Source organism: Flavobacterium lacus (assembly GCF_003268815.1).
GTDB classification, from domain to species: domain Bacteria; phylum Bacteroidota; class Bacteroidia; order Flavobacteriales; family Flavobacteriaceae; genus Flavobacterium; species Flavobacterium lacus.
On the sequence record NZ_QLSV01000001.1, the window covers coordinates 322376 to 337653 of the forward strand.

General features: G+C 34.5%; 14 protein-coding genes. All 14 read right to left on the reverse strand.

The genetic code is table 11. The features are described from left to right. Window positions 1-55: 55 nt before the first annotated feature. Window positions 56-2023 (reverse strand): polysaccharide biosynthesis protein, encoded by a 1968-nt coding sequence (locus tag B0I10_RS01475; RefSeq protein ID WP_112084706.1) that lies wholly within the window; start codon window positions 2021-2023, stop codon window positions 56-58. Between the two features lie 60 nt (window positions 2024-2083). Continuing rightward, window positions 2084-3223 carry a DegT/DnrJ/EryC1/StrS family aminotransferase gene (locus B0I10_RS01480; RefSeq protein WP_112084707.1) on the reverse strand — a complete coding sequence of 380 codons (1140 nt, stop codon included), beginning with the start codon at window positions 3221-3223 and terminating at the stop codon, window positions 2084-2086. Next, entirely contained in the window at window positions 3216-3836 is a 621-nt protein-coding gene (locus B0I10_RS01485; RefSeq protein WP_112084708.1) for an acetyltransferase, read from the reverse strand. The genes B0I10_RS01480 and B0I10_RS01485 overlap by 8 nt, the downstream gene beginning before the upstream one ends. Beyond that, complete coding sequence (locus tag B0I10_RS01490) at window positions 3826-4428, reverse strand: sugar transferase (RefSeq protein ID WP_112084709.1); 603 nt, start codon at window positions 4426-4428, stop codon at window positions 3826-3828. The genes B0I10_RS01485 and B0I10_RS01490 overlap by 11 nt, the downstream gene beginning before the upstream one ends. 72 nt (window positions 4429-4500) lie before the next feature. Further along, entirely contained in the window at window positions 4501-5649 is a 1149-nt protein-coding gene (locus B0I10_RS01495) for a glycosyltransferase family 4 protein (protein ID WP_245942927.1), read from the reverse strand. A 15-nt stretch (window positions 5650-5664) separates the two neighbouring features. Further along, the gene (locus B0I10_RS01500) at window positions 5665-6663 is read right to left on the reverse strand and encodes a glycosyltransferase family 2 protein (RefSeq protein ID WP_112084711.1); all 999 of its coding nucleotides are present in this window, start codon (window positions 6661-6663) and stop codon (window positions 5665-5667) included. Further along, window positions 6641-7618: a DUF6625 family protein gene (locus B0I10_RS01505; protein ID WP_112084712.1), complete on the reverse strand. Its 978-nt coding sequence runs from the start codon at window positions 7616-7618 to the stop codon at window positions 6641-6643. The genes B0I10_RS01500 and B0I10_RS01505 overlap by 23 nt, the downstream gene beginning before the upstream one ends. Further along, window positions 7619-8548 carry a glycosyltransferase family 2 protein gene (locus B0I10_RS01510; protein WP_112084713.1) on the reverse strand — a complete coding sequence of 310 codons (930 nt, stop codon included), beginning with the start codon at window positions 8546-8548 and terminating at the stop codon, window positions 7619-7621. Then, window positions 8549-9646: an EpsG family protein gene (locus B0I10_RS01515; protein WP_146740290.1), complete on the reverse strand. Its 1098-nt coding sequence runs from the start codon at window positions 9644-9646 to the stop codon at window positions 8549-8551. Between the two features lie 3 nt (window positions 9647-9649). After that, entirely contained in the window at window positions 9650-10561 is a 912-nt protein-coding gene (locus B0I10_RS01520; RefSeq protein ID WP_112084715.1) for a hypothetical protein, read from the reverse strand. 176 nt (window positions 10562-10737) lie between these two features. After that, window positions 10738-11949, reverse strand: a complete 1212-nt coding sequence (locus tag B0I10_RS01525) for a glycosyltransferase (RefSeq protein ID WP_112084716.1) — start codon at window positions 11947-11949, stop codon at window positions 10738-10740. Then, on the reverse strand, window positions 11946-13058 hold the full coding sequence (locus tag B0I10_RS01530; protein ID WP_112084717.1) for a glycosyltransferase family 4 protein: 1113 nt from the start codon (window positions 13056-13058) through the stop codon (window positions 11946-11948). The genes B0I10_RS01525 and B0I10_RS01530 overlap by 4 nt, the downstream gene beginning before the upstream one ends. Continuing rightward, a complete protein-coding gene (locus tag B0I10_RS01535) occupies window positions 13058-14608 on the reverse strand; it encodes a lipopolysaccharide biosynthesis protein (RefSeq protein WP_112084718.1) in 1551 nt (516 codons plus the stop codon). The genes B0I10_RS01530 and B0I10_RS01535 overlap by 1 nt, the downstream gene beginning before the upstream one ends. Then, window positions 14609-15160 carry an acyltransferase gene (locus B0I10_RS01540; protein ID WP_112084762.1) on the reverse strand — a complete coding sequence of 184 codons (552 nt, stop codon included), beginning with the start codon at window positions 15158-15160 and terminating at the stop codon, window positions 14609-14611. Window positions 15161-15278: the final 118 nt, after the last annotated feature.

The following is a 15278-nucleotide window of genomic DNA, read 5'->3' on the forward strand; positions in this document are numbered from 1 at the left end:
AAAAAATCTTGGCAAAGATAGGTTTTAAATAGGCAAAAATCTAAAAATAAAACCATTAACTATCCAACTCTTGAAAAACAGAGTTCATACTTTTAAACTCAGGAACGATTTTCTTCATTTTGGCCACAATGGTAGCGTTAGACTTCAAATGAGATAAAATAATCAAATCTTCTACCTCATCCGTGAGCTGATGAAATGCGGTACAAATTTCTTCCGCAATCATTATTTTTTCGTGGTGAGTGGGTAAGTTTTTCGCCGAATTGTTCAAAAGCTCTTCATACAATTTTTCGCCCGGACGAAGGCCCACAATTTTTATCGCAATATCTTTGTCCGGCGTAAAACCGGCTAAACGTATCATTTTTTTGGCCAAATCAATTATCTTGACTGGTTTACCCATATCAAAAATAAAAATCTCTCCCCCATTACCCATAGCTCCCGCCTCCAATACCAATTGACAAGCCTCCGGTATCGTCATAAAGTAACGAATAATCTCCGGATGCGTAATAGTGATAGGGCCACCCTCCTGAATTTGTTTAGTAAACAACGGTACTACCGAACCATTAGAACCCAAGACATTCCCAAAGCGGGTAGTGATAAATTTGGTTTGTCGAGAAGAGCGATTACCGGCGTTTTTAAAATGAAGCGACTGAACATACATCTCCGCAATGCGTTTACTTGCCCCCATCACACTCGAAGGGTTAACGGCTTTATCGGTAGAAATCATCACAAAATGCTCCACATTAAATTGCTTAGACAAGTCGGCTAAATTTTTGGTCCCCATTACATTGGTAAAAATGGCCTGCGAGGGATTTTCTTCCATCAACGGAACATGCTTATAAGCCGCCGCATGATAAACCACTTGCGGTTGAAACGTTTTAAATACCTTTTCCAAGGAATCTAGATTCCGAATATCGGCAATCACATTCCGCAGTGCCACATCTTTCTCCTTACTTAAAATTTCAAGCGATAAACTATGCAACGGCGTCTCCGCCTGATCAAGCATAATAATTTTTTTCGGATTAAACTCCAAAACTTGCCGAACAATCTCACTGCCAATCGATCCGGCTGCACCCGTGATGAGTATCGTTTTTCCATCCAATTGGTTGGAGATAGATTTGGTATCCAAAACAATTGGCTTACGCTCCAACAAATCATGGATCTCAAAACTCTTGATGTTTTTAGAAATCTCCTTCTGATCATCCCAATCGGTAACCAAGGGAATGGTATAAACTTTCAAGTTAAACTCCAAACAATCGTCCACAATAATTGACCGTTCCTCTTTGTTTAAACTTTTATCGGCGATAATCAAGGCTTCTGCTTTCACAAAACGCATCAAAACAGGCACCTTTCGGTTCAAATTCAAAATGGGCAAATCCAAAATCCGTTTGGTCGTGTTTTGATTATTTTTATCAATAAAACCAATCAATTTAAAACGCCCGGGCACTTCCGATTTCAAAGCATTAGCAACAGCAATCGCATTGGCATCCGAACCATAAATAATAGCACGGGTAAGCTGTTTTTTGTCATTCCCGCTAAAAAATTTTTCAAACGATTGCTTAACAATAACCCGATAAAAAAACAAAAAAGAAAAAGAAAGCACCGCATTAATAAATAAACCGGTGTTGAGGAACAACTTATCCTCACCGGCTAACAGAAATACAAAATTAATAAGCACCATCACCACCAAAGTGGCCGATTGTGCAAAGAAAAGTTTTAAAGCATCAATATAAGAAGAATGCCGAATAATACCGGAATACGTTTTAAAAACCCAAAAGAAAAAAACATTAAAGGCGATATAGGCAATAAAAGGGGGTAATTCATTCGCAGTTTGTATATAGCTTAACTTAACGCCTTTAAATAACAAATAAGTAACTACGCCGGAAAAGGAGACAATAAAAGTATCCAACAACAAAACAATCCAACGCGGCAGATAACCCAGATTTTTAAAACTAAATCGTAGGCTTAGACCCGCGGCGAACTGAGAGAACTCGTGAAGAAAATGCTTTTTTTCCGAATCGTTCAAAATTATTTTTTTTAATTAGGAATAGTAAAGATATAAAAAAAATTAAATCATAAAAAAATCTTAATTTTTAAAATGGGTCAAAACCGAAGCAATGCGGCTCCGATCAGCGTCGGTCAAGTTAGAACCGGACGGTAAACACAAACCGTTTTCAAACAAATTTGCTGCAAGGGTACCACCATAATACGGATACTTTTCAAAAATAGGTTGCAAATGCATCGGTTTCCACAACGGTCGGCTTTCAATATTTTCAGCTTCAAAGGCCAATCGAAGCGTTTCGCGGGTCTTTCCGTTGGTCTTTTTAGGGTCTATCACGATAGCCGAAAGCCAATGATTGGAATAAAAATCGGTAGAAGGCTCAGTAAAAACAAGGATACCTGAAACGCTATCCAGTTCACTTTGATAAAAAGCATGCATTTTTCGCCGGAGCTGCACATGCGCATCCAGCACTTCCATCTGCCCTCTCCCGATTCCGGCACAAATGTTACTCAACCGATAATTATAGCCAATTTCAGAATGTTGATAGTGAGGAGCGGCATCGCGGGCTTGAGTCGCTAAAAAAACAGCTTTTTCCTTAAGGGCTTTGGAATGGGCAACCAAGGCACCACCGCCCGAAGTGGTGATAATTTTATTGCCATTAAAGGATAAAACACCAAGAGCACCAAAGGTACCGCATTTTTTCCCTTGATACGAACTGCCCAAGGCTTCGGCACTATCTTCTAAAATCGGAATTTCATAACGATTGGCCAGGGTTAAAATCGCATCCACTTTAAATGGCATACCATACAAATGAACAGCAATAATTGCTTTGGGTTTTTTCCCTTTACTGATTCGGTCTTTAATGGCTTCTTCCAAGGCATTCGGACAAATATTCCAGGTCTCCGGTTCACTATCCACAAAAATGGGAGTTGCTCCTAAATAAGCAATTGGATTAGCTGAGGCAGAAAAGGTCATACTCTGACAAAGTACCTCATCTCCCGGCTGTACGCCTAAAAGTACTAATCCGAGATGGATGGCTGCTGTGCCGGAACTCAACGCGCCTACAAACACATCGTCAGCTAAATACTGCTCCAAATCGGTTTCAAAACCAGTCACATTCGGACCCAACGGAGCGACCCAATTGGCATCAAAAGCTTCTTTTACAAACTGCTGCTCATTTCCTCCCATATGCGGCGAAGAAAGCCATATTTTTGATTTATTCATTTGCTGAGTTATATTTTATGATTTTTCCCGGGTTACCAACTACCACTGCGTAATCAGGCACATCTTTTAAAATGACTGCTCCTGCACCGATGGTCGCCCATTTTCCTATTTTTATACCTTGAATCACACTAGCGCCAAGGCCAACGTGAGCTCCCTCCATAACGTGAACATTTCCGGCCAATGAAACATTAGGCGAAATATGCACAAAATCGGAAATAACACAATCGTGTTCAATAACCGCTCCGGTATTAAGGATACAATGCTTTCCGACTGTGGTCGCCGGATTGATAACCACACCGGCCATAACCACCGTTCCTTCCTTCACCTTAGAGTGCTTAGAGATAATGGCGGAAGGATGAATGGCAGTGGCAAAAGTACAATTCATTTTGTCAGAAAGCATTTTTCTAACGTGATTATTCCCGATAGAAAAAATCACGTTACGGCAATCCGCATGAAATTCAGGAGTGGGTTTAACAATGGGATAATGCAAGAGTTGAGTCAAATTGGGATTGTCATCCAAAATGGCTGCAATGACGATACCCTGAGATTCAAGAATATCCACTATTACTTTTCCATGCCCACTGGCGCCGTATAAGGTAACTTTATTGTCCATTAAAAGGTTCAATTGTGGCTGCATCTGCGGCATTTATTCCATCGCTTTTAATAACTTTCATGACTGTTTTTAAAAGTATTTTTATATCCAACCAAAACGTGAGGTGATCCACATACCAGACATCATATTCAAATTTTTTATCCCATGAAATAGCATTTCTACCATTAACCTGAGCCCATCCGGTGATCCCGGGTTTCACTTCATGCCTACGGTTTTGAAAATCATTGTATAAATGTAAATAATGGGTCAGCAAGGGGCGTGGGCCAATCAAACTCATATCCCCACACAGCACATTCAGCAATTGAGGAAGCTCATCCAACGATGTCTTTCGAACAAACAAACCCACTTTAGTCAATCGATCGGCATCCGGCAACAAATGACCATGACGGTCCTTTTTATCATTCATGGTCTTGAACTTGATAATCTTAAAAATTTTCCCGTTTTTACCCGGTCGTTGCTGAAAAAAAAAGGGTTTACCGTCATTGGAGAAATATAAAAAAACGGTAATACATATAAAAATGGGCGATAACAGCAGTAAACCTACTAAAGCTGCTACAAAATCCAACAAAGGCTTGAGACCATTTTTATACATGAAAATCTGCTATTACGAAATGCAAAAGTAAGCAATATTTGTTAAATCAAATGAAAAAGCAAGATTAAGAAATTATTTCATTTTCTGGTATTCCGCCAACAAGGCTTGCCAAACTACCTTTTGTTCATAACGTTCCACGATCATGCTACGGGAATTGCTTTTCATTTGAAGTCGTAATGCCGCATTGTCTAAAATTAACTGCATGGCATCCAGAATTCGTTGCTCCGATTTGGGCGGAATAATAAGACCGTTCTTATTTTGAATAATAATTTCATTACACCCATTAATATCCGAAACAATCGAGGGCAATTCCATCGCACCCGCCTGCATCACCACATTCGGAAAACCCTCCCGATAACTCGGAAAAACCAAACAATCGGAAATAGCCAAATAAGGACGAACATCGTGTTGATACCCAACCGAGATAATACCCGAACAATGCTGAATGGCCTCCAATGTTTCAGGAGTTAGCGGATCCAAATCGCTCTCCAATGGCCCTACCAGCAAAAATTTAGCATGAGGATAAGTAATGCTGATTTTTTTAAAAGCACGCACCGCTTCATTGATACCCTTATCGGAAACCAAACGACCCACAAAAACAAAGACAAAATCACTGTCAACAAGTTGCAAAGACTCGCGTAAAGCGACTTTTTGAGCAAAAGAAAAATGGGCTTTGGAAAAAAAGGTGGTATCGATGCCGTTTACATTGCCATTTGCGATAACATGTAAAGGCTTGCTTGTGATTTTATAACGTAACAAATCATTTTTCACACCCAAACCTTCCGGATAGACCTGTGTGGCAAAAGCACACAAAACCCTATCCATCATAATCAAAAGTTGCTTCATTAGTCCGGTTTTCGAGGGAAAAATTAAGCCGGTGAAAGTGTGCACACGGTGCGGAACACCAGCAAAATAAGCCGCTACCATACTCAACAACCCTGCTTTCGGTGTCATCGAATGAACAATAAAGGGCTTTTCTTTTTTAAAAACCCGATATAATTGATACAATGATATTAAGTCTTTAAGTGGGGAAATTTGCCGTTGTATCGAAACACCAATGGTTCGCACATTTTCTCGATTTCGCACATTTTCTAAGTGAGGATCTTCACCGGAAACGGCAATAACCTCATAAAACTTATTCAAAAAAGATAATTGACCTTTGAGAAGTAAATCCAAAGACATAGCAATTGTAGAAATCCGTATGATTTTTGCTGACTTCAATTATTTATAGTTAAATTAAATATACCTTTCTTTAAGATAGTATAACTTGGATACAATAGCAGATGTCAACGGTATACCAAGTAGTTGACAAAAAAATCGTAAGACCTTTAAATTAACTGTTCTACTATACTTTGTAACGACAAAACAATTTTTAAGACGCTGTTTTAATTTAATTTTATCGTCGGCAGAAATGGCAGAATAAAGTACGAGTATGGTAAAATAATAGTAGGCAAGATTGTGCAATAGAAAAGAATTTACAGGTTTATTTTCTATCTCTAATTTAGGAAGCCAATCTTCAATAATCAACAAGATACTGTTGATCCCTTTTACCCCTGCATTGCCGGTAACAGAATTCACTTGGTTCTTTCTGTAAACATAATATAAATCATTCACAGCATCGATCGAAGAAACACAACCAAATATTTTGGTGTTCCAATCGATATCCTCAGCAATTATTTTTGTTCTAAAAAATATTCCATTTTCTTTAATGAGCTTTGCTTTGGTAGTGTAAACCCAAGCGGAACCAGGAAATAATTTTTTTTGAATTAAATACTCAAATGTTTGAATTAAACTAAATGATTTAATAATGGTCAAATCATAATTACCCCTGGAAATTGAATAGTTATTGGAAGAAACATTATAATTTTTACCCCCGTATAAAACAACATCGGCATTATGTTTCTGAATCGTTTGGCTTAATTCATAAAACAAATCATCACTATCTAAAAAATCATCACTATCTACAAAAATAAGATAATCGCCGGTTGCATGATGAATACCATTATTTCGGGCAGAGGAAGCTCCTCCATTCTCTTGGTTAATCAGTTTTATGCGATCGTCATTTTTTTGATAGGCAAGGCAAATAGCTGCAGAAGAATCGCTGGAACCATCATTAATCAGCAATAACTCAAAATTAGTAAAAGTTTGCTTTAAAATTGAATCAATACACTGATGTAAAAACGTCTCAACATTATAAACCGGAACGATAACACTAAAGATTTTTCTTTGCTCCATAAAAATAATCTTTATATTTTAATTTATATTTAAAACTGTTCCATTTCACTTTAAAAAATTGTCTATTGAACCACTTTTTTCTGTAAAAGGTAGTAAAATTTTGAAGCGTTATCACCTCTTCTAACAATAAAAACTCATCAAAACTAATTAATATTTTATCTACATTGAAATCAGTGAAGTTACACTTCATCTGCCGCTTTTGCAGGTGAATATACAAGAATTCCTCTTTAATTAATTTACCTTTTTCAATATAGTACCTGTAAACACAACCGTTTTCCCATGTAAAAAGTTGCTCTTTGATTAAGTCAGTAGTGTATGTATTTGCAGTATAATTATAATTACTTAAAATCATGTTGGTGTGATAAGGGTCAATATCAGCAGCGTAACTAGTTTGAAAAACCGGAAGAGAATGACTATCAAAAATAGAATTTATACTATTATTCTGCTTTTCATCAAATGCAAAACCTTTCGGGTGGGTAAAAACTGTTTTAAATCGTTCAGCACCGTTTAAAGGCGACATAAAAAGTTTATTGATTTCTTGTGTGTTTTTATACAACGTTAAATGACCAAATGTAAAAATTTTGTCATATTTTGATAAAATATCCCAATTTAAAAAATTATTAAAATTACCCCATAATATATCAGGATCACAGTGCCCCCAATAATCATAGTTAGTTAAATATTCTTCAAAAACGTAACCAAACGACGGCCTAAAGTCACATAACTTAAAAGGACTCTCTAAGAAGATTTTAAACTCAAATTTTGACTGAAACAGTAGTTGAATTTCATCAAATTTTTTATATACAACCGTTACATTATCCGGAAAGTCGTACTCTGTTTTGTCATCTGTAAAAAATAACCAATCGACAGCATCATTAAGTCTAATCGTCTCTAAATAAAGTCTGAAATAATTGGGAAATTTACCAAAATAAGGAAGAATTAATACTGTTCTCATTTATCGTTTATGTTTCTTATTTTGATAATTTTGATACATCGTTAAAAGATATAAACAGAAACCAAAGGGAATGGCTAGAGTTATCAATCCTTTTTTGGCTGCTCCTCTCCAAAAATTATAATGCCCTAAAATTAAACAGGAATTGATATAGTGAATAGCCTGTGTAAATCGAATCTCAAAACTGGGAGCCATGTTCATCATCAATAGACGCAAATGTTGAAAACCACGCGGATTTTTTAAATATTGGCTGGTCATATTCAAACTAGAACCATCAGCTAAATATTCAACAATACAAACAGGTTCATTAAGAATCAAAATCGTGTAATCACGCTCAATAAAATATTGTTTGTAATACAGAGAATAATATTTTTCACCTTCAAATACTGGAATTGGGGGATATTTTTTTAATATTTTGGTAACTGAAATAAACTTTTTATCTCCGGTAATTTTAACTTTCTTCTCATTGTTCTCCCCGTAAAATATATATTTACATCCCCAACCCTGAAATGATTTTAAATCATCAGGAAACTTTTCTCCGATAATGTTCCCTTTTTTATCCTCATCAAGAGCATAAATACCGCCACATTGATCGCTTTTATTTTGTTCCCAAAAAGAAAGTATTTTTTCAATTGCATCATGAGTCATCATGTCGTCAGAATCGATACACACACTTAACTCTGTATGGAGGTGCTCATAGGCAAGATTATGTGCAGTGTGCATTCCACCATTCTCCTTATAAAAATAGTGAATTTCAATTTGATTTTCGTCTTTCCAACGTTGAACCAATTCATCGGTAGCATCTGAAGAACCGTCATCAATAATTAGCCATAAAAAGTCTTTATTCGTCTGATGTAATAAACTTTCATACAAATCACCAAGACAAAATGCCCGATTAAATGTGGGTGTGAATACTGTTATTGTTTTTTCCATTTATTTTGCTAAAATGACATTTAATAAATAGGTGAATCCAAAATAGAGTATAATTATAATTCCTATCTTTCGATGTTGATTTTCATAAAATTTATTTTTGAGAAGCGGATAAATAATGACAAGTCCAAGTAAAAACCATGATAAATAGGAAAACCTATTGCTGTAGGAGGCACGTATTACTAATATCCAAAACCCATTGGCAACAATATAAATGTTGCAAATTAAACTATATGTTTTGTCGTTAAATTTCTTTTTTATGATAAAAAACCAAGCCGCAAAAATTCCGGTTGCACTGTAGAGTAAAAAATCCCATCTGAAACCTATTTTTAAAGTCACACCCTCACTTGCCTGGTCAACCCCTCCTATATAAAGACTTAATTTATCATCATTAAATCCGGCAGATAAAAATAAATTTTCCCAAAAACCACCCATTGCCAAGGATAGAGGTATCGTTAAAAACCAAAAATACAAATATACTTTTGTATTTGAATATTTTGAAACCAAAAAATAAACAAGGATCGGTATAATCAATGACTTGTGTATAAAAATAATCAAAAGAAAGAGCATGTATTTTGATATCCATTTATCTTTTGAAATTGCCAAAATAAACAAAGAAGAGGCAATTCCGTTTCTAATTCCGTTAACACCATACCCCCAAAAAGAAAAAGAAATAGCAAGCATTAAAAAAGCATAGAACCAATAATCATTAAATATTTTTTTTGCACCAAAATATAATGGTAATAGATACAACAACGCACAAGTAAAAAAGAACAAAGGAGCGGTCAAGTTTTTTGCGAAAAAATATTTAAAAACCTCAAAAACAAAATCTTTGCTAGTATCAAATGGATAACCATTTTGATATTCTAAAAATTCATTGTAGTAATTTAACATATCGCCGAAACGATAATTAATTGGCCTCAGACCAATATATAAAATCAAAAAAAACAGAAATAAAATACCAAAGACATTTTTACCTTTTAGATTCGCTACATCTTGAACTTCTAACTTAAAAGATTGCATAAAAATAACTACAACAATCAATAGTAATACATTGTAGTAAATAAGTTCATAATAGTCAATGGGTATAAGCGTATTCAAAATTTAAAGTGATTTTTTTATTGAATCGCATAATGCTTTTGTAAAACTAACTCCTCCAAATTTATCAATATGGTTTCCGTCATAGGTTTGGTAAATATTATTTTTTGAAAAATCAATAAAACTAACATTTCTTTTTGTTGAAAGAGCTTTAATATCGTCATCAAAACCAACCCAAAAATTTTGCTCAATATCCAACAATTCCTGATCAATTGGCATTCGGACAAGTACAACTTTTCCGTGATTTTGTAAAAAAACAATCATTTTTTCAAACTCTTCCATCCTAAAAGAACATTTTTTCCAGCGATTAGCAAAACCATTGTAGATATCTATTTGATTTTTTTTCCATTTATTCAAGGTTAAAGTATCCTTAGGTAAATTCTTTTCTTCCAACCAACCATCTTTATGGAGTTCAGAATTTTTTTTGATGATTGCTTTGAAATGGAAATAGTGAAAATTCTTGAACAAATATTCGAAATTAGGATTCATAGTAACAAATCTCATGTTATGAGGTGGTGTATTTTCCTCTGCAAATATATTCCGATCGAAATTATCCGCTTCTCTCTGAGCAAAAAGCCACGGGTGAACACTTAAAATAAATAATCCATTTTTTGTTGTACTCAGCAGTTTGTTTTTCACACTTTGTGTGTAGGGTGGTCCGTAGGCAGCTTGCGTGATTGTAAAACTATAATTAAACATGGGCAAATCAAATTCATTATCTACAAAATACTCATTAATTACTCGCGGCTGTATGCCCTGCATACTTCTCGAATCACCTAAAATAAAAGACGATTGCTTAGGAGTTGTAAACTTAAGATAAAAATAATCAACATTACCACCGTACCCTATCAATATAAAAGAGATAGCAGCAGTTAATAAAGCCGAAAACAAAACTATTTTAAATAAAAAATTTTTCATTAAAATTGAAAATAAATATAAAAACCTGAAATACCGTTCATTTGCAAATTAATTGATAAAATACTCCATAAAGTCGATAAAATAAGTAACATCAAAATGGCTGCAGAATTTAAATGGCTAAAAAAATTATCACCCACAAATTAACAAAATATAAATTAATAAAAACCATTTACATCCTACAATGGTTTTAAATAGCTGCTTGCTATGCGATCTAAATCAAATTTAGAAAGTAATTGCTCTTGATTAGTAATTAAATTTTCTTTAAATGTTGAGTCTTGTAAAACAAGAGATAAAGCTTTTGCAAATAATTTTTCTTCGTGTGTAAAATCATTATTGTGAGGTATCGCTAAACTTCCTTTAAAAAAATTGGGGGTTACAACCCCACTTTCTGTGATAATTAAATCGCTTGAAGTAGCTTGTTGATGAATACTCATTAATTCCATAATTCCATCTGTACAATTTGACGAAACGATGGGAGTTTCTGTTGCAATTGCCTCAACAATAACATTCGGTGTTCCTTCATAATAGGAACTCAATGCCAAAACAGTAGCCGATTTTAAATAGTGATAGGGATTAGATTTTCTTCCCAGAAAAACAACTGACTCGGTCAAATCGAGGGTTGCAACTAATTGAGTTAAATAGCTTGTTACATTTTCATCTCCATCTCCAATCAAAACTAATTTTAAATTCTTTTCCTCTCCTACAACTAAGCTGAAAGATTTAATCAAATGCCAAGGTGCTTTTTGACAAGATAATCTCCCCAAAAACAAAACAACTTTATTATTTTGAAATAGCTTCATTTCATCTTCTAAATCAATTTCAATCATCGACAACCGATTGATCTCTTGAACATCATGAGGATTATAAATAACCGTTAGATTACGAGAAAACGCATACCCACAATTCTGAATCAAATCTTTTTTTATTGCCTCGCTTATACAAACCACTTTATCAAAGAAGTAGTAACTTGTCTTAAAGGCTAATTTAAAAACAGTTGCTAAAAAATTTTTATTTACAAACTCAACACTCTTTAAGGCATGAATACTGGCAATTTTATATTCTTTGGTAAAACTCAATGAACTAAAAACATTAGCCATATCGCCAAAAGAGATAGAGTGTGTTATGTCATATTTTTTTACAACCTTTCTAATTACAAAAGGAATTTTTACATAAAATAATAAGCGACTAATAAAAGACATCTGATTAAAATCAACTTTAGACAAAGCGATTTCGTCCTCGTTAAAAGTAATAATATCAGAAGGAAGTTGTATAATCTTGATTGCTTTTACTTCAAACCCCTGTTCCTTGTATTTAGAATAAAAATTAAGTGCCAAACGTTCCATGCCGCCTACACTACCGTAGGGCATAATCAATAAAATCTTTTTCATACTGACAATTCTTTAAATAAGGTATCCCACTGAACTAGAATATGTTGAGGTAAATAGCGTTTAACATTATTTTTTGCCTTATTTCCCATCCTAACACGCAGATCATTGTCTTTAATTAAGTCTAAAATGCGTAAAGCAAAAGTACTTTCATCACCATTCTCAACTAAAAACCCATCCTCACCATCTGCAATAATACTATTGGGTCCACACGGGCAATCATAGGAAACACAAGGCACACCACATGCCATCGCTTCGATAAGAACCATCCCAAAGCCTTCAAAACGAGACGAAAATACAAAAATGGAAGATTCTAGAAATTTATTCTCAATATGTTGAACCGGCTCATAAAAAGAGACCGAATTTTCTATTTTTAAACGTTTACATTGATTGACCAAATCACCGGAAGCTTCAAAACTCCCGTAAATGCTTAAAGTCCAATCGGGAAATTGATCAACAACCATTCTCCACGAATTCAACAAACGGTCATATCCTTTTTGATACCCCTGCTTCCCAACTGCTATTACATTTTTATTGACTAATGTCGACGATTGTTCAGGATAAAACGACAATGGATTTGAAATGACAACGACATTCTTACCGTTCCATTCTTTTAAATTATCCTCAGTTAAAACAACAAATCGATCAAACGTTTTAGCCAATTGATTCATTACAAAAAACTTAAAACCAATTTTAACCCTGGTGAAAAAAGAAGGCACCTCTCCCAGTTCAATTATTTTAGAGACATGACGCTCATATAACATTGAACATGGTTTTCGGAGAAGAATAGGAAGAAAAAATCCTTTTAAACCATCATCACACACTAGAATAATGTCGGGTTGAATTTGCTTGACGGCTGTTTTTATCCCACCAAGATAACTTTTGATATACCGAAATGGATTCCCACTTACGGAAACATCATGATAGATGATATTCGTACTAAATTCGTAGAAAGGAACTGCTCCATTATTATTTAAGGTTAAAATATGTACTTCATACCCCAATTCATCAGCGAGGTAAGATGCCTTGACCGACAAAACCCGTTCAAGCCCTGCAGGACCTTTAATACCATTGGTAATGTAAAGCAGTTTAATTTTTGGATTTTGGTGCATTACTTTTTAATTTTTGATTTTAAATTAAAAATCATTCCGGTCACAACGTTTGAAATATAGTTTAACTCAAGTGACTTTCGATAAAAAATATAAAGAATTCCATTGAAAATTACTAGCGACAAAAATAGTTTAATTATAAGCCCTAACCAACCTGATAAAGGAATAAAATGAAATAGCACGAAGAGTAGCCCTAAAATGAACAACAATATCGCGATGTAGGATATGTATTTGATAAAGTACAATTTCGGATTGAGTTCTAATGCTTTTGTAAACACCACAAACGGATCATACCACGCGTTAGTTACTGCGCGTGCGATAGCCATAGAAATTAAAATACCGAATAAACCGTAGTGACTTCCTAAAATAAACGATAAGATTACATTGATGATTGCCGTTCCTAAAATGAACCAACGTCCTTCTTTAAACAAGCCAAATGTTGATTTAAATGTCCAAACCGCATTTTGCATGCCCACCATGTAGAAATTTAAGGCTAAAGCACAGACCACTGGAATGGAAAGTGTGAATTCATTTCCAATCCAAACGGTGATAAAATCATTGATTAACAGAATGATCATCGTGGCTGCCATTCCGAAAATCCAAAAATTAGCAAAATTGACGATAAAAAATACTTCACGTTTTTTTTCAATGGGTTCTCTCACATTCACGTTGGCGATACTTCCGGTAAGTCCTGAAAAAACTTGCATAATTAAACCTGAAGCTAAACCAATTAATAACGTATAATTAGATAAGAGTCCAACAGCTTTAAGGCCGGAAAAATAGTTTAAAATTATATTACTTGTATTGTTTACCACTAATCCTCCTACTTTGACGATGGCTGTGGATTTTAAATCAGAAAAAATTTTTGCCTTTACAAGTTCGTCCACTTCCTCTTTTTTAAACTGTTCTAAAAAAGGATAATGCTTTTTAACCAATTGTGATAAATACAAATTTCCACCCAACTGACAGATTAATTGAATAGAAAGATAGAGCAAGAAATTCTGAAAAAGAACCAACGAAAGAATTTGCAAGCTATTTTGAATGATAAAAACAACTATGTTCCGTTTGGCAATGACGTAGCTTTTTTGGTCGGCATGAAAGAGACTGATTTTATAGTAAAAGAAATACGAAGCAACGGTATTAAATAAAAAAAGTAAATAAATTAGATGTAAATCATCCGCCAGTTGTTGTGGTGGGTTATCCACTATTTGTGTCAGAAAAGGTAAAACCAATAAACCTAAACCGGCTACCACACCGGCAATAATGAGATAAATCTTTTTAAAAAAACGAATTAAGGCGGCAATTTGAGCTTCGTTTTTGTCGGCAAGTGGTTGATACAACGCATAAAGAATGGCACTGGTTATGCCTAATTCGGCCAAGGAAAGAAGGGTTAATATACTAGTAAATAGGCCGTTTACACCCAAATATTCAATGACCAAATAATGAATAAAAATGGTACGACTAACGAAACCCAACACCATTTGAACCACCTGGGTGAGCAATCCAAGGGAAATGTTTTTTACGGAATTACTAATGCGGGAATTACTATTCATCTATTTCCATTCTACATTATTCTTGATTAATTTTGCTGGTACTCCACCATACAAACATTTCTCAGGAACATCTTTATTTACAACTGAACCGGCTGCTATGATTGCTGAATCACCGATTGTAACACCTTTTAAAATGGTCACATTATTGCCAATCCAAACATGATTGCCTATTTTTATTGGTCTGGTCATTTCACTTTCTCTTCCAATAATTCGATGAGCATCACTATCCCAGATAGTTACATTTTCTGAAATGGCAACATTTTCACCTATTGTAATTTCTTGATAACAACGTATTTTCACATTTCGATTAATATAACCGGAACCTAAATTCAATTTGGCATTCTCAAGCAGTATAATATGACAACCGGAATGAATCGAAAATATATTTTCTACATTAATTTCAGAATTCGATTTCATCTCTAACATCCCTGCAAAAGGCTCTTTAACACGCATCGACTTATTTAAGTAGAAATCTCCCTTTTTTAGATTAATAACCGCAGAGGAATGTTTTTCAAACCTAAAATTTCCATTTGAAAAAATTAAATTTGACATTCTTTCTCCCTTTGTCAAAAAATTCAAAACAAGGTTACTGCCTTTGAATAGTGATCTGCTAAATAAAAGTTGAATTATTTTTTTCATGAAAAAAATTTTCTTTGCTTTACATTTCAAT

Bases quoted from the DNA above. Each gene is read 5' to 3' on its own strand.
- B0I10_RS01520 (WP_112084715.1), bottom strand. From the start codon at position 10,561: ATGAAAAATTTTTTATTTAAAATAGTTTTGTTTTCGGCTTTATTAACT.
- B0I10_RS01530 (WP_112084717.1), bottom strand. From the start codon at position 13,058: ATGCACCAAAATCCAAAAATTAAACTGCTTTACATTACCAATGGTATT.
- B0I10_RS01480 (WP_112084707.1), bottom strand. From the start codon at position 3,223: ATGAATAAATCAAAAATATGGCTTTCTTCGCCGCATATGGGAGGAAAT.
- B0I10_RS01500 (WP_112084711.1), bottom strand. From the start codon at position 6,663: ATGGAGCAAAGAAAAATCTTTAGTGTTATCGTTCCGGTTTATAATGTT.
- B0I10_RS01505 (WP_112084712.1), bottom strand. From the start codon at position 7,618: ATGAGAACAGTATTAATTCTTCCTTATTTTGGTAAATTTCCCAATTAT.
- B0I10_RS01540 (WP_112084762.1), bottom strand. From the start codon at position 15,160: ATGTCAAATTTAATTTTTTCAAATGGAAATTTTAGGTTTGAAAAACAT.
- B0I10_RS01485 (WP_112084708.1), bottom strand. From the start codon at position 3,836: ATGGACAATAAAGTTACCTTATACGGCGCCAGTGGGCATGGAAAAGTA.
- B0I10_RS01490 (WP_112084709.1), bottom strand. From the start codon at position 4,428: ATGTATAAAAATGGTCTCAAGCCTTTGTTGGATTTTGTAGCAGCTTTA.
- B0I10_RS01510 (WP_112084713.1), bottom strand. From the start codon at position 8,548: ATGGAAAAAACAATAACAGTATTCACACCCACATTTAATCGGGCATTT.
- B0I10_RS01535 (WP_112084718.1), bottom strand. From the start codon at position 14,608: ATGAATAGTAATTCCCGCATTAGTAATTCCGTAAAAAACATTTCCCTT.
- B0I10_RS01525 (WP_112084716.1), bottom strand. From the start codon at position 11,949: ATGAAAAAGATTTTATTGATTATGCCCTACGGTAGTGTAGGCGGCATG.